The following is a 19450-nucleotide window of genomic DNA, read 5'->3' as shown; positions in this document are numbered from 1 at the left end:
GCTTTATTGTAGCGAATGTCTGTTTGCTTTTCCACAAGATCCTCTTATCCATCCTTTTATTGAGGAATTGACATTGATAAATTTTATCACAAAAGTTATTGTCTTATCGTTGATAGCTTGTATAATGTAAATGTTGGCAATTGTTGATTCATACTTAGTCTAGTCTAACAAACTCACTACTTATCTACATTTTTTCAGGAGAGTGTAGGTTAATTAGGAGGGAACCTGTCAATATCCTGATCATAAATTCTATATTCGACCACATAATTTACGAAACTTTTACATTCTTTTAATAATAATTTGATACAATAGTATTTGCTTGATTAATTTTATACATAATATTAGGGGGTCTTTTAATGAAAAAGCATTTGTATGGTACTGGTTTAACGTTCACTCTAGCAGCGGTTTTGCTTGCTGGCTGTGGTAGTGATTCAGATACACCTGAAGAAACAACAGGCGGTGACGATAACGGATCGGGAGAAGAAGCTACAGGTTATGTGCCTGATACTCTTCGTGTACAATTTGTTCCATCACAAAATGCTGACACACTGGAAGCAAAAGCGAAACCACTTGAAGATTTGTTATCAGCAGAACTTGATATCCCTGTAACAGTAAGTGTTTCTACTGACTACAACACGATTGTAGAAGCGATGGCTTCAGAACAAGTAGATGTAGGGTTCCTTCCTCCTACTGCTTATGTTCTAGCTGAAGAGCGTGGAGCTGCAGAGGTTATCCTTCAAGCATTGCGTTACGGTGTAAATGATGAAGACGGATCTCCTACAGAAGATTTAGTAGAGACATACAAATCTCAAATTATCGTTAAAAAAGATTCCGGTATTGAAAGCATTGAAGACTTAGAAGGTAAGAAAATGGGTTACCAAAGTGTTACCTCTTCTGCTGGTTATGTATGGCCGGCTGCTGTATTAATTGATGCTGGTTTAGATCCATTAACTGATGTGGAGCCTGTGACTCTTAAAGGTCATGACCAAGCGATTATCTCCCTACTAAATGGTGATGTTGATGCTGCTGCAACATTCCAAGATGCTCGTAATGTTGTAACAAGTGACTACCCTTCTGTATTTGAGGACACTGAAATCTTAGAATTTACAGAAGATATTCCAAATGACACAATTGCTGTTCTTCCTGATATGGATGAAGATTGGAAAGAGAAGATTCAACAAGCATTTATCGCCATTGGTGAAAGTGATGAAGGTCGCGCGATCATCAAAGATGTTTACACACATGAAGGGTATGTAGAATCTGATGACAGCAAGTTTGAAATCGTTCGTGAGTACAACGAAAAAGTAAAAACTGAGTAGTACTGACGCGGGTCAGATTTAGTGAGAAACGGTATGTAGGTGGCTGATGATTCCGTGCTTTAACGGAGTCATCAGCCCTTTTATGATTCCTAACAGAAGGAAGGATTTATTCAATGATTGAGTTTAAAAATGTATCAAAAGTCTACCCAAATGGAACAAAAGGTCTTAGTAACATGGATGTAACGATCGAAAAAGGTGAGTTTGTTGTAATCGTTGGATTATCAGGTGCCGGTAAATCAACCATGCTTCGTTCAATTAATCGTCTTCATGAAATTAGCGAAGGTGAAATATTGATTGACGGTCAGTCTATTACAAAAGCTAAAGGTAAAGGTCTATATAAAATTAGACGTGACATCGGGATGATATTCCAGAACTTTAACCTTGTTAAACGTTCATCTGTTTTCCGTAATGTACTATCTGGACGAGTTGGTTATCATTCAACATTAAAAATGATTTTTGGCCTCTTTCCAAAGGAGGACAAGGATTTAGCTATGAAAGCATTAGAACGCGTGAATATCCCTGATAAAGCTTTCTCAAGAGCGGACGAGCTTTCAGGTGGACAACAACAGCGTGTATCTATTGCTCGAGCTTTGGCACAGGAAGCTAAAATTATTTTAGCTGATGAACCGGTTGCTTCTCTTGACCCATTAACTACTAAACAAGTAATGGATGACTTAAAACGTATAAATGAAGACTTAGGTATTACAACGGTTGTTAATTTACACTTTATTGATTTAGCACGCGCTTATGCTACGCGTATTATTGGTTTACGAGCGGGTGAAATTGTTTTTGATGGCCCTGTTGAAGAAGCTACGGATGAAGCGTTTGCTGAGATTTACGGACGCCCAATTGATGATAAAGAAATGCTAGGTGTTAAAGCATGAGTTCATCTTCAACGAATCAAAAACCAGTTTCTTTTTACAGGCAGAAAAAAACAAAACAATCATTCACTGTTCTATTGTTTTTAGCGATCTTATATGCTAGTGGGCTAACCGTTGGATTTTCGTTCTCTGATTTACAACGAGGACTGCCAAATATGGGTGACTTAATCATTGAGATGGTTCCACCCGATTGGGCTTACTTCACTAGAATTACTGAACCTATTCTTGAAACAATTCGAATGGCTATTTTGGGTACTACATTTGGCGCAATTCTTGCCATGCCTCTTGCTCTTTTAGCTGCTCGTAATGTGCTGCGTGCGAAGTGGATTAATCTTCCTGCGCGTTGGCTGTTAAATTTAATTCGTACGATTCCTGATTTACTGCTAGCCGCCATTTTTGTTGCTATTTTTGGAATTGGAGCATTCTCAGGTGTTCTGGCTTTAATCGGTTTCTCACTAGGAATTATCGGTAAATTAATCTATGAGTCTATTGAGGGAATTGATGAAGGTCCGCTTGAAGCAATGCGTGCGGTTGGAGCTAACCAAATTAAACTTATTATGTATGGTGTCATCCCACAGGTTACAGCGCAATTTTTATCATTTACCTTGTATTCATTTGAAGTAAATGTTCGTGCTGCGGCAGTTTTAGGTCTCGTTGGGGCCGGAGGTATCGGATTGTATTATGACCAGGCACTCGGATTCTTTGATTATGCCAGGGTCTCTACGATTATTCTATATACCTTAATTGTTGTATTGATAATCGATTTTATCAGTACATCTCTAAGGGAGAAGTTATCATGAACCCACAGAAAAAGAAGATATTCACACGTTTTGTTGTTGTCATCGTTCTAATGCTAATATACATATGGGCATTTGCTGGATTACCTACAATTGAGGTGAAAGAAACCTCAGGTCAAATTGTTAGAGCCATCTTTAATGGATTGTTTAGTCCCGATTGGGATTATGTCTATGATCCAGCTGGTGAGGATTTAATTAGAAAGTTAATTGAAACACTAGCCATTGCGATTTTAGGAACGTTCATTGCGGCGATTTTTTGTATTCCATTAGCGTTTCTTGCCGCTCGTAATATTGTAAAATCACGAGTGATTTCTCAATTCGGGAAATTCATTCTAAGTTTTATTCGTGTTTTTCCAGACATCATCTTTGCCCTTCTCTTTATTAAAGCCGTTGGTCCGGGCTCGTTCTCAGGTGTACTTGCACTAGGAATTGGTTCGATCGGTATGCTGGGTAAACTTTTTTCAGATGATGTTGAAAGTGTGAACCTAAGTACAACGGAAGCATTAATTGCAACGGGAGCTAATCCAATTAAGACGTTGTGGTTTGCTGTTGTTCCACAAATCTTACCTAGTTATTTAAACTTTGTGATGTATCGGTTTGAGGTGAACATCCGTGCCGCCTCCATTTTAGGTATTATTGGAGCTGGTGGTATTGGTACACCATTGATTTTTGCTCTTCAAGTTCGTGATTGGGAGCGCGTAGGGATTATCTTACTTGGAATCATTGTGATGATTACACTCGTTGACTTTGTTTCTGGAAAAATTCGAGCTAAGCTCGTTTAAAATAAAAACAAGCAGGTGCCATGTATACATGACCCTGCTTGTTTTTTTATGACCTTATCACCAGATTACTCGCCAATTTTGGTTCACAGTAGATGAGATCGTTTTATGCTTTTGAACATATTGAATGATTAAATCCGTCATATCATCTTGCATCTCTCTAATGACAGGCTTGTCCTTAAACATCGTGTATTCGCCACCACCACTAGCGCGGTAGTTACTCATTACAACCTCATATGTTTCTTGCATATTAATTGCTTTTCCATTCTCTTCTTCTAACTGAACAATTCGCTCTCCCTCATTTTTTGAGAGATCAATCGTGTATCGAATTCCTTCCCACATATCATAATTATAATGCTGAGGTTTTGGATAAAGAAAAGCAGGATTTATGTCTGGTTTTCCATCAACTACTTGAAAATAACTAGCACTCCGCTCCAAAGCTGCTTTTAGCTCTTCACCCGTAATCTCTAACACTTTTAGTGTATTCGGATAGATATAATTAGACATGACGTCACGAATTGTAATGGTGTCAGGAAAGCCTTTTGACGTATTATCAAACAGAGCGGTACTAGAGATGGCTGTCTTTGATGCTTCCATCTGAACCTTATTAATAAATTCCGTAAACGGGTGTTTGTTCAAACGTACATCAAACGCATCTTCTATCCGTAAGCTACCTTCTACGTGTCCAATTGGTTCATCTAACCAAGCTTGGACCTCTTCCTCCAACGCGTTTGAGGCGTCTACAACTGCTTGATCCGCTTCGACATTTATGGGTTCAATCAGCTCGGTATGAATCGAGGTGATGCTCCATTTTTCTGAACGTTTCTCTAGTTCAATGACTGCTTTTCCAACTACTGCTCCAAAACATCCTGGCTGAAGAATATGAACGTCCCCACACTTCCCTGCCAGCAAACGATGCTGGTGACCAGTGAGCAGTAAATCAATCCCTTCCACCTCTTGGCAGATCGCATAGCCTTGATTTTCTCCTGTCTCTCTTTCTTCCTCTGCCCCATTCTCTGGGTTCCGTTCAAATCCCCCATGGTAGGAAACAATCATCACATCAGGTTCCTCTGTTTCACGAATCTGTTTGACCCACTTTTTAGCAGACTCTACGCAATCTTCAAACTCAAGTCCTTCGATATGATGAGGATCTTCCCAGTTAGGAATGTATTGAGTGGTTAACCCTAATATCGCCACCTTCACTCCTTCAAACTCCTTTACAATGTAAGGTCTTCCAAAATAACATTGCTTTGTCTCCCGGTTTACAATATTAGCTGCTAACCATGGAAATGAAGAGTCTTTTACTGCTTTGTTAAGAGTGTTAAGTCCAAAATTAAATTCATGGTTGCCAAGCACACTTGCATCGTAATCTAGTAAATTTGCCGCTCGAATTAATGGATGTTCTTGCTCAGTGTCCAGTTTTGAGAAATAGGTTGTTAATGGCGTTCCTTGAATGAGGTCGCCGTTATCAATAAGCAAAACGTGATCATGTTTCGTGCGCTCTTCTCGAATGAGAGAGCCGATTTTGGCTAAACCAAGCGGTAAATCACTTTCCGTACGGTATCGGTGTGGCATAATATGGCCATGTACATCACTTGTTTCAATAACATTCAATTGGATTTTGCTCATAGTATCTCTCCTGTTTCTATTTAGTGGGAAGCTGTGTTTGCAAGAAGTCCGTTTACTAATCTAGTCACAATGTGTTTGGATTCAACTTGCCCAAATTGAGTCGTTGCGCCAACACAAGCTGGACAGCCTGATTCGCACGGGCATGATTCGATGAGGCTCTGCACATGTTCAAGAACTGATTCAACCTTTTGATAAATTTCTTTTGAGAGCCCTATCCCTCCTGGGTAACTGTCATATATAAAGACAGTAGGCAGTTCCGAATGATCCGCTTTGATTTGTGGCACTACATGGATATCATTTCGGTCACACATCGCAAAGACTGGGCAAACTGCCCCTAATACATGAGCAAGTCCCATTAAACCAGCCTCAAGTGCTGCTTCTCCAAATTGCTCAATGAGATCTGGTGAAAAACTAAACCACATTCCACTTGAATGAAGTTCTTCCTCTGGTAAATGAATTGGACCAGACCCGATGTTTTCGAACGTACTCATTCGAATCTTCTTAAAAATGGTTGCTTTTGCATTTACCATAACATCCCCATAGGAAAGCTGTGCGTAGGGACGTTTTTTGGTTTCATCTTCTTCAAGTACGGTTAGCTTCACAGCTAGGTTGGCATCCGTATAATACTCTACAGATACTTCACGTACAAAGGCCTTTCGTTCATCCCAATCAAGGTACTCCACTTGATATTGTGTCCCTTGATGTAAATAAATCGCTTCATCGTGTAGGAGTGTCATCGCACTAAATCGGTCCATTTCTCCAATCACAGTATGTCTAGTCACATCACTCTGATCAATAATTACGACATTTTCTTGTGAAGCCGAACGTAAACTAATTCCATGTGCTGGGAACGATTCATTCATCCAATACCATTTCTCAGCGCGTTCATGTAGTACTTGATGTTCAGTTAAGTACTCGAGAATTTCTTCAATGTCGACACCATCAAACGTCTCTCCTCGCTTAAACGGAAGTTCATAGGCTGCGCATTTCAGGTGATCCATCAAGATGATCAAATTCTCTGGGTTTAGCCTTGCTGATTCTGGCGAACGATCAAAAAATGCTTCAGGATGCTGGACGATATATTGATCAATAGGAGAGGATCCAGCGACCATAATAATCGCCGACTCATTTTGTCTACGACCTGCTCGTCCTGCTTGCTGCCATACACTTGCAATGGAGCCTGGGTAACCAGTCATCACGCATACCTGTAGTTGGCCAATGTCCACGCCTAGCTCCAATGCATTGGTACTGACTACACCAAGGATGTCCCCTTTTCTAAGACCTTTCTCGATCTCCCGTCGCTGTTTAGGTAGATATCCTCCACGGTACCCACGAATTGTATCTGGGCCAAAACGGTGTTTTATAAGTTCCTGTAAATGACTTAAGATGATTTCTACGCGTACTCTACTTCGTGCAAACACAATCGTTTGAATACCATTTGTTAGGAAGCGTTTGGCAAGATCATTAACATCAACCGTTGCACTTCGGCGAATATTAAGTGGCTCATTCACGATTGGAGGATTATAAAAAATAAAATGCTTTTTCCCACGTGGAGCACCATTATTTTGGATCAATCGCATCGGTTTTCCTGTTAATTCTTCCGCTAATTCCTGAGGATTGGCAATGGTCGCAGATGTACAAATGAACTGTGGATTTGCCCCATAATAAGCCGCAATTCGTTTCAGCCTTCGAATCACATTAGCAACATGACTTCCGAAGACACCTCGGTATGTATGTAATTCATCAATAATAATGTATTGTAAATTCTCAAAGAAAGATACCCACTTCGTATGATGAGGTAAAATGGCTGAATGCAGCATATCAGGATTGGTTATGACCACATGTCCAGCTTTTCTCACGGCTTGTCTTATTGAGGGAGAAGTATCCCCGTCATACGTAAAGCAACGAATCGGTACCTCCATTTCTTCTATCAGCTCATTTAATTCGCTCATCTGGTCCTGGGCTAATGCCTTTGTCGGAAAGATATACAAAGCGCGACTTTCAGCATCCTCTGATATCCGTTGAAGAACAGGTAAGTTGTAACAGAGTGTTTTACCTGATGCTGTCGGGGTGACGGCTACTATATTCTCCCCTTGCTTCGTAGCTGAATAGGCAGCTTCCTGGTGCGTGTAAAGCTCACCAATTCCTCTTTTTTGCAATGCTTTAACAAGCTGATCATTCATCTGTTCCGGAAAGGGGGATGTCCTTGCTTCTACAGCTTCCATCTCCCGCCAATGAACAATTTGATCCTTGTAAGAGTCATTCTCTCGTAAGTCTTGTAGTATTTGTTGTAAGGATTCTTTAAACATACGTACACCCCTAGTGATCATCTCTTTTCATTGTAGCGAATGTTTGTTTGTTTTTCCATAGAAGAACCTAGATCATTTCGCTAAACTTCCAATCAAAACTAGTGTATACTACATTTAATTCGATTTACGAATAAAAAGGAGGAAACAAAATGACAACATTAGCACACCGTTCAGAGATTGATTATTCAGAAACATGGGATTTGACAGATCTTTTCGAAACAAAAGAAGCTTGGCAAGAGGCCCTTTATGCTTTGCAACCAGCAGCAGAAGGAATCACAGGGTTCTCTGGTAAACTGGCTGAACGTTCTGAGAATCTCTTAAACTGCTTAGAAGCAAGAGAATCGATCATGGAACGTATTGTGCTAATTTCTACATATGCAACCTTGAAATTATCTGAGGATGGCACAAATGCGGAAGCACAGGCTGATTATGCTGTCGCTACTGATATTTTGGCAGATGTTGCTGCCTCTCTATCATTTATTGAGTCTGACATTCTGTCTATTCCGGAAAAAACGATTCAACATTTTTCAGAAGAGCAGCAAGGACTAAGTAAGTTCTCTGTTCTACTAGAGAAAATTCTAGCGAAGAAGCCTTATGCATTGAGTGCAGAATCAGAAAAAGTACTACAGGCTCTAAACCCGACATTAACATCCCCTTATGCGATTTATTCAGCTAGTAAATCAGCGGATATGACATTCCCTTCTTTTATTGGTGCAGATGGAGAAGAAAAACAGCTTTCCTTTGCTTTATTTGAGGATCAATATGAATTATCCCCGGATACAGAGGAACGTCGAAATGCATACAAAACCTTTGATGCTACGCTTGCCAAATACGAGAATACGTATGCCCAAACATACGCAACAGAAGTAGCGAAACATGTAACGTTAGCTCGACTGCGTAACTACGAATCTGCTACAGACATGCTATTACATGAGCAGAAGGTCAGCCAAGAAATGTACACAAATCAGCTAGATATCATTTATCAGGAATTGGCTCCGCACATGCAGCGTTTTGCAAAATTAAAGCAACGTGTGCTTGGTCTTGATGAATTAACATTTAGTGACCTAAAGGCACCTCTTGACCCTTCATTCCAGCCTGAAACATCTTATCAACAGGTATCTGATCTTATTCAGGAAGCCTTGCAAGTGATGGGACCTGAATACTCAGATATGCTTAATAAGGCGTTGAATGAACGTTGGGTAGATCGCTCAAGTAACATAGGTAAGCGAACAGGGGCGTTCTGCTCAAGCCCATTTGGTGCACACCCCTATATCTTAATGACGTGGACTGGCAATATGCGTGGTGCATTTATGCTTGCTCATGAACTAGGACATGCTGGGCACTTCTATTTAGCGAATCAGCACCAACCGTTGTCATCAGTCCGTCCATCGCTATATAACATCGAAGCACCTTCTACGATGAATGAACTGATACTTGGTAATCACCTTTTACAGTCAACAGATGATCCACAAATGAAACGTTGGGTGATCTTGCAATTCTTAGGTACTTACTATCACAATTTTGTCACTCATTTATTAGAAGGTGAATTTCAGCGTCGTGTGTATGAGTTGGCTGAGGCTGGTGAGCCACTTACAGCAACAACACTGCGCTTAACTAAAAATCAAGTGCTTGAAGGCTTCTGGGGTGATTCCGTTATGTTGGATGTTGGAGCGGGCAGAACATGGATGAGACAGCCACACTATTATATGGGACTGTACCCATATACGTATTCAGCGGGACTTGCTGCTTCTACAGCTGCTTATAAGCAGTTTGAAACAGAAGGTCAGCCTGCGATCGATCGTTGGTTGGATATGTTAAAAGCAGGAGGAAGCAAAAGCCCTCTGGATCTTTTAAGTGATGCTGGAGTTGATATGGCTAATCCCGAAACCATTCGGACTGCCGTTCACTACGTTGGTGAGTTAATTACCCAACTTGAAGAGAGTTATGCAGAATAAACAGTAACAATAAGGGCCGAAAATGACGTCGTCAAACACATCATTTTTCGGCCCTTTTATATAAATAAAGATTACCTCTATCAATAATAGTAGTTAGGAGTTCTCTTATAAATAAAAAACATACTTTTTAACCTAATGGGGTCCGTAATCCACGTAAATTCTCCATTACTTTCACGTATATACACTTATTGTCTCTCAGCCTCTATGTTATTCATTTTTATCCTTACATCTCAATATCATATTCCATACGTTTGGCGACTGATTTTGCTTGTTCTAGCCCTACAAGCTTTTTGACTAGATGAAACGACATGTTGATCCCTGCTGAAATTCCTGCAGAAGTAATGATATCCCCTTGGTCAACAAATTTCACTTGCTGCTTTACTTGAACAGTTGGATAGGTTTGTTTAAAACGTTCTAGACTAGCCCAATGAGTAGTAGCTTCTTTCCCAGTGAGTAAACCGGCTTCAGCAAGTAAAAATGAACCTGTACACACGGATGCTAAAATGGTTGTTTCTTGATAAACGGTTTGGATCCATTCTAGAACATTCTTTTTATGAATCTCCGTTTCTCTTGCACCATGTCCACCAGGAATAATGACGATGTCTGCCTTATCATCCCATGTATCAAAGCCATAATCAGGTACAACCGTTAAACCATTTCGTGCTCGCACGCTTTTACCCGTTTCGGAGATCGTTTTCACGCGAAAAAAAGGCTGCTCCTCTTTCATTGCTAAAGACAACACCTCGAAAGGGCCAGCAAAATCAAGGACTTCTATCTCATCAAACAAATAGATTAATACCGTTAAGGGTCGAGTAGTCACATTACATCCTCCTTCTTTATCCGTTTATCTCACTTGGGTTTAAGCAGGCAAGTACCTGATGATCTTCCCAAATACCCTGAATACGAACATTTTTTCTGGCGATTCCTTCTTTGTGAAAACCTGCTTTTTCTAGTACTCGAATCGACCCGTGATTACGAGGCATGACTCCAGCCTCTATCCTATGTAGCTTTAAGTTTGAAAATGCATAGTGTACAAGTAAAGCACATGCTTCTGAAGCATAGCCTTTTCCGTTATGTTCTTCGCTCAAGAAATATCCGATCATGGCATTCTGTAATGACCCTCTATAGATGTGAAACAAATCCATTGTCCCAATTAGTTGGCCAGACCCTTTTAAAAACACACCAAAATGATATTCAATTCCTTGTTCTTTAAGGCGAATAAATTGTTCAATTAAATGTTTTTGATAATCTAGTGAATAATAATCGGCTGTACGTGACATGGAGAATTGTTCAAAAAAGTGTTTGTTTTGCTTTTGCATTTGAAGTAACTCGCTGGCATCTTCTAATTGAAACGAGCGTAAATAGATTAAATTTCCTTCCATGACCTCACCCTTTGAATGAATTTGATGCGATCTGGATCCACGGTCTCCCATCTCGCCATACTACATAAATCGGCACATCAAATGTTTGAGAAAGAAGTGTATTCGTTAGAACATCTTCTTTTTTTCCAGCCGCAATGATTTGACCCTCTTTCAACAATAATACATGTGAAATGCTAGGGATAATTTCTTCAGGATAATGAGTCACATAAAGTAAAGTAGGGCTATCCGGTTTGCTATGTAGAGTCTGGAGTTGCTGAAGAAACTGCTCTCTAGCAAGCAAGTCTAGTCCGCTTGTCGGCTCATCTACAATAATAAGCTCAGGGTCTGCCATCAAGGCTCTCGCAAAAAATGTTTTCTTTCTTTCGCCTTGCGAAAGCGAACGTAATGGAGAATTGATTATATGAGACAAGCCCATCTCATTAGCGAGCTTTAATGCCTTCTGGATGTCTGAATTCTTTATATCATCGTGTATTCCAATAGATGCATGTATCCCACTAACTACTACATCTACACAAGCTAACCCTTCATAATGACGAAATCTCTCATCTAAAGATGCACTTAACCATCCGATGCGTTTTCTCAATTCATAGATCGGTGTCTGACCAAACCGCTCACCTAAAACGTCCACCGTTCCATTTGATGCCCATTCATACCCTGTAATAATTTTTAGTAAGGATGTTTTTCCAGATCCGTTTGCGCCTAGAATGGCCCAATGTTCACCTTGCTCGACATTCCAATGGACATTCTTTACTATTTGTTTGTTTTGACGTCTCCATGAAACGTCTTCTAATGAAATAATATTGGTGCTCATTCCTACCCTCTCCAGTCATCAACATATCTTTAAAATGTAGTATAGCATAGAGAATTTTATATTTTTAGAATAGCTAAAATGAAATGGCGCATACTAAAGAAAAAATCGAAGGAGCAAGCAGGATGATCACTACCTTTGTTCAAACTGCCGTCGTTGATTCTGCCTTTTTAGCACCCGTTTTTTGCTTACTTAGTCAATTGTTAAGCCGTTTAGCTTATGTAAAGTATCCGTGTATCCCTTCTGTCTTACTTGGTTACGGTTTAGCTTGTTCCAAAAGCTTAACCTATCGTCAGAGTACGATGATTGGTGCTTGTATGGGCTTTTGTTACGGATTTGCGATCATTGGTCGATACACTTCAACCAAACAAAGCTTGTTAAGCTTCCGGTTATTTCTTTAGAACACTTTAGTTCCTTCTTTACATCACTCAATTACACATTAGTTTAAGCTAGTATCTCATTAAAAGCCTCTTGTTAGAATAGGGACGAACCTATTCTAACAAGAGGCTTTTTTATTTATAAAAAATCTCCCTAAATATGTGAAACCAAAGATAACCCTGATGTTTATAAAGAATACACCAAGTTTTTGTTAGGGCAATTATTACTGTGATTTCCTTCGTTCACGCTCTTCTTCTAACTTTCGATCAATAAGCTGCTCGATCTGTTTTTCTTTTTTGTAGTGTGATGCTCTCACAAGTTGAATGATTGCCAGCATTAATACAATGAAAAATAGAAAAAAACCAATAATCACAGCCAATGATATTCCCCCCTCTATTGTTTAGATTGATTTCCCTATTGTATCCATATGAAACAACAAAAAGCACGCATCTCAATACATGAGTTGCGTGCTTTTTGGTTTAGTTTAATTGCTCAGCTGCTTGCACAAGTTCTTTATAACCAGAACGGGTCAATTTATAGGATTCATCCATATAATTGGAGTTCTCAAGTGACTCAAGACTTTCTCTTGATAATCGAGGAATCATTCTTTGGATTTCATCATTCAATTCTGATAGACTCCCATTTTCAATGATTTCCGTATCAAGTGATGCCGCAATTTCTTTCATAGGGTTATCTTTAACAAAATACTTCTTAGTTCCTTCATACACCTGTTGCAGTCGACTAGGAGCGTGCCCTAGCTCTTCACGAATTCTAGAGGTTTCCGTTTCTTTTTGAGCAAGCTTTTCTCGGAACGCCGTTTTTTCGTGCTCTTCAATGGCAGATCGACTTAAAAGCTCTTCAAACATCTGTGTACGATCCAAATCAAGTTGTTGTAGTTCAGATTCTTTCTCAATTAATTCAGGCTCTGAAAGGTGATGCGTCTCTTCCACAGATGGTGATGGTAGCTCCAACTCTACTTTTTCTCTAAGTAGTTTTTGTATACTCTGCAACTGTCGATAAATTAGGATTCCTCCAGTAATTACTGAAGCCAAGACGACGATCCGATACCAAATATCTTGAAAAATGGCTAAATAAATAATACCTAAAGTCATAACTCCTATAACACCAAAAAGTACCCAGTTCTTTCGTTTCGATAACTGATCATCATTCACGGTTGTATCATGCTCTGTCATTTAATGACCTCATTTCTAGCAAAAATAAAATAAATCTCTGAAACCCCTTTATACTATAAAGCATCGAAGTGAAAGTCAACCACTTTACGTCTTTTCGCACTATCTTACATAAGTGTAAAGAAAAATATATGATTATAAAAGAAAAACCATCTATTCACTTTTTGAATAGATGGTTTTTTCCTTTTGCTTTCTAATCTGTTTGCTGTACAAACCATTTTTGCGCTTCTAATACTTCATCTCGCGTTAACTCATGACCGCCATCAGTCCAAAATTCTGTTACATCTGCACCGGCATCTTTCAGCGTTTGAATCAGTTTCTCCGATTCCGCTGCTGGAATCATACCATCTCTTCTACCTGATGAGACAAGCACAGAGGTTTGCTCCATCCGGTCTATTTGAACGTGATCTTGTGGCTGCATTGCATGAAAAAGCACCGCTCCAGTTAAAGAGTCTTTAATCGTATACAGTAAGTTAGCTGCAATGTTGGCTCCATTTGAATAACCTACTGCTATCACATTTCGCGCATCAAAATGATATGTTTTTGCGGCTTCCTGCACAAATGTATGCAATTCTTCTGTTCGTTTCGCCAAATCTTCTTTATCAAACACGCCTGCTGCTAGCCTTCTAAAATAACGATTCATTCCATTTTCCGAGACATTTCCTCGGACACTCAGAATAGAGGCCTTTGGAGCAATCATTTCTGCAAGTGGAAGTAAATCATTTTCATCTCCACCTGTTCCGTGAAGTAGAAGTAAAGTTGGTAAACTTGGTTCTTCCCCTTTTATAAATAGATGTTCATGATTCATGACCTTCTCCCCCTCTTTACTTCAGTCTTTTTTTGTATGAAGTGGTTTAATTTTTGCTTCAATCTCTTCGCGCTGATTCTCTAGATATGGTGGTAAGGCTAAGTTCTCTCCTAATGTATCAAAGGACTCATCGCCTTCAAATCCAGGTCCATCTGTTGCAAGTTCAAACAAAATACCATTTGGCTCACGGAAATAAAGAGAACGGAAGTAGTAACGCTCAACAAAGCCAGAGTTTGGAAGACCTGATGCTGTTACATGTTCCACCCATTTATTTAATTCATCCTGATTTTCCACTCGGAATGCCACGTGATGCACACTACCTCTTCCAGGTCTTTCACGTTGAAGATCATTTCTTTCAATTAAGTGGATTTCTCCACCTGTACCGCCTTCACCAGTCTCAAAGACACGGATTGTTTGTTTTGTACTTTCTTCCGTGTACGTACGCAGCTCATTAAAGCCCATTACATCAACTAGAACTTTTGATGTAAGTTCAGGGCGACTAACAGTTAAACGAACAGGTCCCAATCCAACGACACCATGTTCAACAGGGACTGGACTATGATCCCATGGCTTTCCACCAGCAACTCCTACATTGTGTTCATCAGAGACAAATTGCAGACGTTGTCCTTCGAAATCACGGAAATTCAATGTTTTTCTTCCAGAGTCTTCTACGATTCCTTCATGTTTCACATCATGTTCTTCCAATCGATTCACCCAGTATTCTAATGCTTTATCTGTCGGTACACGAAGTGAAGTTAAGCTTATACTGTTTGTACCTTCGTATGTTGAGCCAGCATGTGGGATTTCAAAGAAAGTTAAATCTGTACCAGGGTTACCGCGCTCATCTGCATAGAATAGATGGTAAACAGATGTGTCATCTTGGTTCACCGTTTTTTTAACAAGTCTCATTCCAAGGATTTCAGTATAGAAATGAAGATTTTCCTTTGCGTTTGCAGTGATCGATGATACGTGGTGCTGTCCTTTTAGTGGTAATAGTTCCATTATGAACCCTCCTGATTAGTATGGGATTCGATCCCTTTTTGTAATTTCTTTAATAGATCATTCAATTGTTTTTGTTCTTCTCTCGTTAATGTTGAAAACAAAGAAGATTGAAACGCTGATTGCTTGGGTAATGCTTTGTCTAAAAGCTCTTCACCCTTTTCAGTTAAGGAGATTCGTTTTACACGCCATTCTTGTTGACGTTGTATCAAATCACGCTGCTCTAGCTTTACAAGAGCCTGTGTAATACTTCCTTTAGTAACAAGGAGCTTACTAGCTAGATCCATTTGCGAAATCGGCTGATTGGCCTGCGTCTGTACTAATAAATCAAACTGAGAAATGGTCAGATCGAATGATTTGACATGTTCGTTGGACATTCGGTTACTTTGGTTAAAGAAACGAGCAATCCGAAACCACAGTAACAAACTTAGTCTTTGTTTCTTAGCGTGTACCGAATGATCTTCGGACATCCAATCACCTCCCTCTCAACATCAGTTTAGCACTAAACTGATAGATGTCAAGTATGGGTTTTAAAAGTTATGTAAAGGGAACCCAGAATAATATAGGGAGGGATTTTCAATGAGTAAAGATCAAGAAAACCACCAATCTAAAAAAGAAGAAGTGCAAGAAGAAAAATTCAAACGTTCTAAGGACGATCAAAGTCACCACGACCAATCTTCAATGCCAGTGGACGAATTACCATTAGAAGAAATCAATCACGAGGAGAAGGAAAGACGCAATCCTGAGTCTTCAAAAAACAAATCATCTAGTGAGTAGCCATTCGTAGTAACAAGTATAAATAAATAAGATAACGTCTTGTTTTATCTTAACGTCTGTGCTATTATGAATCTATGCTACTTATTGTTTTATTAACGTGGATAGAAGGAATACCTTATGTTGTTTCCTCTTGAAGCTTGATGGTTAACGTAATTAGTACTACAATTTCAAGGAGGAAACACACATGTTAGAAGGTACAGTAAAATGGTTTAATGCAGAAAAAGGTTTTGGTTTCATCGAGCGCGAAGACGGGGACGATGTATTCGTACATTTCTCAGCTATCCAAAGCGAAGGCTTCAAGACTCTTGAAGAAGGCCAAGCAGTTCGTTTCGATATCGTTGAAGGTAACCGTGGCGAGCAAGCAGCTAACGTTGAAAAAGCATAATTAACCTTCCCCCTTTCGAGGGGGTTTTAATTTAAAGGAGCAACCCTAACGGGTTGCTCCTTTTTTAATTTCACTACTTATCGATAAGTGGTTAATGCTTGATTTAACTGCTTTGTTTGTGTGTAGACATCTTTGTATAAGGGGTACATTTCAGCATACCTCTCAACTTGGATTGGATCGGGTTCATATGTTGACTGTTCACTTAAGAACGCCTCCGCACATGTTTCTAATGAATCAAACCAGCCAACGCCAAAAGCCGCAAGCATCGCCGCACCCATTCCAGGTCCTTGTTCACTTGTTTGTTTTACAATACGCGCATTAAATATATTAGCTTGTAGTTGCAACCAAACCTCGCTTTTAGCCCCACCCCCGATTGAGATTATTTTTTCTACTTTCGTTCCCATTTCGCGGAATAATTCAATTGAATCCTTTAACGAGAATGTGATCCCTTCAAGTACCGCTCTGACAAAATCAGCTTGAGTATGTGTGGAACTCATTCCGATAAAACTAGCTCGAATGGCTGCATCAGCATGTGGCGATCGTTCCCCTGTTAAATAAGGGGTAAATAATAATCCGTTAGCTCCTGGTTCTCTCTCCCCTGCTTCTCGAATCAATTGTTCAATATCTTGTTCTTTTGCGAACGTATCCTTAAACCAACTTAAGCTGTAACCAGCAGATAACGTAACACCCATTTTATAAAAGGCACCTGGTTCTGCATGATGAAAAAAATGAACCTTGCCATCCACTCTTGTTTCTTTATCCTTCTCATACGAGAGAACAACACCTGAAGTTCCAATACTGACAAGTGTGGTTTCTTCAGATAGGATACCTGCACCAATGGCTCCACACGCGTTATCTGCTCCACCTGCAAACACTTTAGTTTGAGGAGATAAACCCGTCGCCTCCGCTACTTGTGCTGTTACATGTCCGACAAAGGCATGTGAAGAAACAAGTGGTGGGCATATTGTTTCATCGATTCCAAGCCGGCTTAATAGTTCCGAGCTCCAGGTCTGCTTTTCAATGTCTAGGAGTAAAGTACCTCCTGCATCTGAATACTCCGTATGAATCGCCCCTGTCAAACCATAGCGAAGATAATCCTTCGGGAGCATAAATACATTAGTCTGTTCAAAAATTTCTGGCTCGTGTTCTTTTACCCATAATAGTTTTGGCAATGTAAATCCTTCAAGTGCGGGATTTTTAGTTATGCGAAGCAGATCTTCTTTACCTATGGTTTGCTCCAACTGACGACATTGACTAGTTGTTCGAGTATCATTCCACAAGATAGCTGGCCTAAGAACCTCATTGCTTTTATTTAATAAAACTAAGCCGTGCATTTGTCCAGAGAAACTAATTCCTTTAATTTCATCTACTGACCCTTTAAATTGAGTCACCAATTCTGATAACCCTACTATCGTTTGCTCTAGCCAATCAGCTGGATTCTGTTCACTGTATCCTGACCGGACCTGTTGTAATGGATATGATTGACTAACCTCTACTTTTACTTCTCCTTCTTTGGAGACAAGCAACAATTTAACAGCACTAGTTCCTAGATCGATCCCAATTACATAAGACATCATGTCACCCCGGCTCACTATAGATTAGAAAACGCTGGAGGATTTAATCTCCAGCGCAATAAGTTACACATTTACTGAGTTCATGGTTTCCAGTAAATATTGATTAATTAACCCTTTTAATTTTTCTTGTTTACCAGAACGATGACGAATCTCCGTTAAACTTAACGCATGTTCCTCTAATTGGCGAAGGCTACTGCGACCTTCAACAATGTCTAAACCAATTCCTTCTCTAAAACTAGCATAACGATCATCAACAAAATCATCGAGAGCTCGGTCCTTAATCAGCTTAGAAGCAACTTTTAACCCTACCGCAAAACAATCCATACCTGCGACATGAGCTTCAAATAGATCGATGGCTTCAAATGAAGTTCTTCGGACTTTCGCATCAAAATTCAGTCCACCACTTCCTAATCCTCCATTTTTCAATATTTCATACATAGCAAGCGTACTTGCATACATATCAGTAGGAAATTCATCTGTGTCCCATCCTAAAAGAGGGTCTCCTTGATTTGCGTCGACAGATCCTAACATACCATGGATTCTTGCTGTACGAAGCTCATGCTCAAACGTGTGACCGGCTAATGTAGCATGATTAGCCTCAACATTAAATTTAAAATGATCCTTTAATCCGTATGTCTGTAAAAAAGAAAGTCCAGTTGCAACATCAAAATCATATTGATGCTTGGTCGGCTCCTTCGGCTTTGGTTCGATTAGGAATTGACCTGTGTAATTAATTTCTTTAGCATAGTCAACGGCCATATGAAGAAGACGCGCTAAATTATCTTGTTCTAGTTTCATATCTGTATTTAGTAAAGATTCATAGCCTTCTCTTCCACCCCAAAAAACATAGTTTTCGGAGCCTAGCTCTTTACCTATTTCTAATCCTTTTTTTACTTGTGCTGCAGCATAAGCAAACGTGTCAGCTGAGTTAGACGTTGCAGCACCATGAACATATCTTGGGTGCGTAAAGAGATTGGCTGTATTCCAAAGTAATTGAGTTTTACTTGTTTTTAAGTAGTCTTTGATCATTGCACTTATAATATCAAGATTCTGGTTGCTTTCTTTTAGAGAAGCACCAGCAGGAGCGATATCGATGTCATGGAAGCAAAAATAAGGCACATCTAGTTTTTCAAATAATTCAAACGCAGCCTCCACTCTCGCTTTAGCGAGGTCTAGCCCTTGTAGATGCAACCAAGGTCTTTGCATCACAGCAGCACCAAACGGATCTTCACCGCCAGCGGTGAACGTATGCCAGTAGGCAACAGAATAACGTAGGATGTCTTCCATCCTTTCACCATTAACCATCTCATTCGGATTATAATATTTAAATGCCAGTGGATTCGTTGAAGTCGGACCCTCATACAGGATATTACCTACTTCTTTAAATGCCGTCATACTAATCACTCCTCCATTATTAGTTTATGATAACGCTTCCATCATTAAGGTGAGTATATCAGCTTGCTTTAACTTTGTCTATTGA

20 protein-coding genes are annotated in these 19450 nt (G+C 39.7%); 8 read left to right on the top strand and 12 right to left on the bottom strand.

The features are described from left to right. Positions 1 to 356 precede the first annotated feature (356 nt). From J2S05_RS04015 to phnE (J2S05_RS04000), 4 genes are all read left to right on the top strand, one after another. On the top strand, positions 357 to 1319 hold the full coding sequence (locus tag J2S05_RS04015) for a phosphate/phosphite/phosphonate ABC transporter substrate-binding protein (protein ID WP_306980119.1): 963 nt from the start codon (positions 357 to 359) through the stop codon (positions 1317 to 1319). A gap of 113 nt (positions 1320 to 1432) precedes the next feature. Continuing rightward, positions 1433 to 2203 (top strand): phosphonate ABC transporter ATP-binding protein, encoded by a 771-nt coding sequence (phnC, locus tag J2S05_RS04010; RefSeq protein ID WP_306980117.1) that lies wholly within the window; start codon positions 1433 to 1435, stop codon positions 2201 to 2203. Continuing rightward, positions 2200 to 3000 (top strand): phosphonate ABC transporter, permease protein PhnE, encoded by an 801-nt coding sequence (gene phnE / locus J2S05_RS04005; RefSeq protein WP_306980115.1) that lies wholly within the window; start codon positions 2200 to 2202, stop codon positions 2998 to 3000. Before phnC ends, phnE (J2S05_RS04005) begins: the two co-directional genes overlap by 4 nt. Beyond that, the gene (phnE, locus tag J2S05_RS04000) at positions 2997 to 3779 is read left to right on the top strand and encodes a phosphonate ABC transporter, permease protein PhnE (RefSeq protein WP_306980113.1); all 783 of its coding nucleotides are present in this window, start codon (positions 2997 to 2999) and stop codon (positions 3777 to 3779) included. Before phnE (J2S05_RS04005) ends, phnE (J2S05_RS04000) begins: the two co-directional genes overlap by 4 nt. Before the next feature lie 57 nt (positions 3780 to 3836). On the opposite strand, the gene J2S05_RS03995 is transcribed toward phnE (J2S05_RS04000), so the two are convergent. Then, positions 3837 to 5405 carry a bifunctional metallophosphatase/5'-nucleotidase gene (locus tag J2S05_RS03995; protein ID WP_306980112.1) on the bottom strand — a complete coding sequence of 523 codons (1569 nt, stop codon included), beginning with the start codon at positions 5403 to 5405 and terminating at the stop codon, positions 3837 to 3839. Between the two features lie 20 nt (positions 5406 to 5425). Then, positions 5426 to 7714 carry a DEAD/DEAH box helicase gene (locus tag J2S05_RS03990; RefSeq protein WP_306980110.1) on the bottom strand — a complete coding sequence of 763 codons (2289 nt, stop codon included), beginning with the start codon at positions 7712 to 7714 and terminating at the stop codon, positions 5426 to 5428. Positions 7715 to 7863: 149 nt separating this feature from the next. On the opposite strand from J2S05_RS03990, the gene pepF reads away from it, so the two are divergent. Continuing rightward, entirely contained in the window at positions 7864 to 9669 is a 1806-nt protein-coding gene (gene pepF, locus J2S05_RS03985; RefSeq protein WP_306980108.1) for an oligoendopeptidase F, read from the top strand. A 223-nt stretch (positions 9670 to 9892) separates the two neighbouring features. On the opposite strand, the gene J2S05_RS03980 is transcribed toward pepF, so the two are convergent. From J2S05_RS03980 to J2S05_RS03970, 3 genes are read right to left on the bottom strand one after another with little or no spacing between them, the layout of a single operon-like run. Further along, positions 9893 to 10489, bottom strand: coding sequence for a DJ-1/PfpI family protein (locus J2S05_RS03980; protein WP_306980107.1), 597 nt, complete (start codon positions 10487 to 10489; stop codon positions 9893 to 9895). A gap of 16 nt (positions 10490 to 10505) precedes the next feature. Continuing rightward, the gene (locus J2S05_RS03975) at positions 10506 to 11051 is read right to left on the bottom strand and encodes a GNAT family N-acetyltransferase (protein ID WP_306980105.1); all 546 of its coding nucleotides are present in this window, start codon (positions 11049 to 11051) and stop codon (positions 10506 to 10508) included. Positions 11052 to 11055: 4 nt separating this feature from the next. After that, positions 11056 to 11862 carry an ABC transporter ATP-binding protein gene (locus J2S05_RS03970; RefSeq protein ID WP_306980103.1) on the bottom strand — a complete coding sequence of 269 codons (807 nt, stop codon included), beginning with the start codon at positions 11860 to 11862 and terminating at the stop codon, positions 11056 to 11058. Between the two features lie 122 nt (positions 11863 to 11984). Between J2S05_RS03970 and J2S05_RS03965 the strand changes: the two genes are divergently transcribed. Then, positions 11985 to 12260: a hypothetical protein gene (locus J2S05_RS03965; protein ID WP_306980101.1), complete on the top strand. Its 276-nt coding sequence runs from the start codon at positions 11985 to 11987 to the stop codon at positions 12258 to 12260. 200 nt (positions 12261 to 12460) lie between these two features. On the opposite strand, the gene J2S05_RS03960 is transcribed toward J2S05_RS03965, so the two are convergent. The 5 genes from J2S05_RS03960 to J2S05_RS03940 all read right to left on the bottom strand — a co-directional run bounded on the left by J2S05_RS03960 (position 12461) and on the right by J2S05_RS03940 (position 15704). Then, the gene (locus J2S05_RS03960) at positions 12461 to 12616 is read right to left on the bottom strand and encodes a hypothetical protein (protein WP_306980099.1); all 156 of its coding nucleotides are present in this window, start codon (positions 12614 to 12616) and stop codon (positions 12461 to 12463) included. A 100-nt stretch (positions 12617 to 12716) separates the two neighbouring features. Next, complete coding sequence (locus tag J2S05_RS03955; RefSeq protein WP_306980097.1) at positions 12717 to 13430, bottom strand: hypothetical protein; 714 nt, start codon at positions 13428 to 13430, stop codon at positions 12717 to 12719. A gap of 190 nt (positions 13431 to 13620) precedes the next feature. Further along, positions 13621 to 14235 (bottom strand): alpha/beta hydrolase, encoded by a 615-nt coding sequence (locus J2S05_RS03950; protein WP_306980096.1) that lies wholly within the window; start codon positions 14233 to 14235, stop codon positions 13621 to 13623. Between the two features lie 21 nt (positions 14236 to 14256). Next, positions 14257 to 15237 carry a ring-cleaving dioxygenase gene (locus J2S05_RS03945; protein WP_306980095.1) on the bottom strand — a complete coding sequence of 327 codons (981 nt, stop codon included), beginning with the start codon at positions 15235 to 15237 and terminating at the stop codon, positions 14257 to 14259. Next, entirely contained in the window at positions 15237 to 15704 is a 468-nt protein-coding gene (locus tag J2S05_RS03940) for a MarR family winged helix-turn-helix transcriptional regulator (RefSeq protein WP_306980094.1), read from the bottom strand. The genes J2S05_RS03945 and J2S05_RS03940 overlap by 1 nt, the downstream gene beginning before the upstream one ends. A gap of 109 nt (positions 15705 to 15813) precedes the next feature. Between J2S05_RS03940 and J2S05_RS03935 the strand changes: the two genes are divergently transcribed. Continuing rightward, positions 15814 to 16011, top strand: a complete 198-nt coding sequence (locus J2S05_RS03935) for a hypothetical protein (RefSeq protein ID WP_306980093.1) — start codon at positions 15814 to 15816, stop codon at positions 16009 to 16011. Between the two features lie 184 nt (positions 16012 to 16195). Beyond that, positions 16196 to 16396: a cold-shock protein gene (locus J2S05_RS03930; protein ID WP_203086826.1), complete on the top strand. Its 201-nt coding sequence runs from the start codon at positions 16196 to 16198 to the stop codon at positions 16394 to 16396. 77 nt (positions 16397 to 16473) lie between these two features. Here J2S05_RS03930 and xylB read toward each other — a convergent pair whose 3' ends face one another. Together xylB and xylA are read right to left on the bottom strand one after the other, a co-directional pair. Further along, positions 16474 to 17970 (bottom strand): xylulokinase, encoded by a 1497-nt coding sequence (gene xylB, locus J2S05_RS03925; protein WP_306980092.1) that lies wholly within the window; start codon positions 17968 to 17970, stop codon positions 16474 to 16476. A gap of 63 nt (positions 17971 to 18033) precedes the next feature. After that, positions 18034 to 19365, bottom strand: coding sequence for a xylose isomerase (gene xylA / locus J2S05_RS03920; RefSeq protein ID WP_306980090.1), 1332 nt, complete (start codon positions 19363 to 19365; stop codon positions 18034 to 18036). Between the last annotated feature and the right edge of the window lie 85 nt (positions 19366 to 19450).

The sequence above is a fragment of the Alkalicoccobacillus murimartini genome, from assembly GCF_030813245.1.
Taxonomy (GTDB): Bacteria; Bacillota; Bacilli; order Bacillales; family Bacillaceae_D; genus Alkalicoccobacillus; species Alkalicoccobacillus murimartini.
This window is presented reverse-complemented; position numbering and strand designations above follow the sequence as displayed.

Excerpts from the sequence above, each read along its gene's own strand:
- J2S05_RS04015 (WP_306980119.1), top strand. The coding sequence starts at position 357 with ATGAAAAAGCATTTGTATGGTACTGGTTTAACGTTCACTCTAGCAGCG.
- phnC (WP_306980117.1), top strand. The coding sequence starts at position 1,433 with ATGATTGAGTTTAAAAATGTATCAAAAGTCTACCCAAATGGAACAAAA.
- phnE (WP_306980115.1), top strand. The coding sequence starts at position 2,200 with ATGAGTTCATCTTCAACGAATCAAAAACCAGTTTCTTTTTACAGGCAG.
- phnE (WP_306980113.1), top strand. The coding sequence starts at position 2,997 with ATGAACCCACAGAAAAAGAAGATATTCACACGTTTTGTTGTTGTCATC.
- J2S05_RS03995 (WP_306980112.1), bottom strand. The coding sequence starts at position 5,405 with ATGAGCAAAATCCAATTGAATGTTATTGAAACAAGTGATGTACATGGC.
- J2S05_RS03990 (WP_306980110.1), bottom strand. The coding sequence starts at position 7,714 with ATGTTTAAAGAATCCTTACAACAAATACTACAAGACTTACGAGAGAAT.
- pepF (WP_306980108.1), top strand. The coding sequence starts at position 7,864 with ATGACAACATTAGCACACCGTTCAGAGATTGATTATTCAGAAACATGG.
- J2S05_RS03975 (WP_306980105.1), bottom strand. The coding sequence starts at position 11,051 with ATGGAAGGAAATTTAATCTATTTACGCTCGTTTCAATTAGAAGATGCC.
- J2S05_RS03970 (WP_306980103.1), bottom strand. The coding sequence starts at position 11,862 with ATGAGCACCAATATTATTTCATTAGAAGACGTTTCATGGAGACGTCAA.
- J2S05_RS03965 (WP_306980101.1), top strand. The coding sequence starts at position 11,985 with ATGATCACTACCTTTGTTCAAACTGCCGTCGTTGATTCTGCCTTTTTA.
- J2S05_RS03955 (WP_306980097.1), bottom strand. The coding sequence starts at position 13,430 with ATGACAGAGCATGATACAACCGTGAATGATGATCAGTTATCGAAACGA.
- J2S05_RS03950 (WP_306980096.1), bottom strand. The coding sequence starts at position 14,235 with ATGAATCATGAACATCTATTTATAAAAGGGGAAGAACCAAGTTTACCA.
- J2S05_RS03945 (WP_306980095.1), bottom strand. The coding sequence starts at position 15,237 with ATGGAACTATTACCACTAAAAGGACAGCACCACGTATCATCGATCACT.
- J2S05_RS03940 (WP_306980094.1), bottom strand. The coding sequence starts at position 15,704 with ATGTCCGAAGATCATTCGGTACACGCTAAGAAACAAAGACTAAGTTTG.
- J2S05_RS03935 (WP_306980093.1), top strand. The coding sequence starts at position 15,814 with ATGAGTAAAGATCAAGAAAACCACCAATCTAAAAAAGAAGAAGTGCAA.
- J2S05_RS03930 (WP_203086826.1), top strand. The coding sequence starts at position 16,196 with ATGTTAGAAGGTACAGTAAAATGGTTTAATGCAGAAAAAGGTTTTGGT.
- xylB (WP_306980092.1), bottom strand. The coding sequence starts at position 17,970 with ATGTCTTATGTAATTGGGATCGATCTAGGAACTAGTGCTGTTAAATTG.
- xylA (WP_306980090.1), bottom strand. The coding sequence starts at position 19,365 with ATGACGGCATTTAAAGAAGTAGGTAATATCCTGTATGAGGGTCCGACT.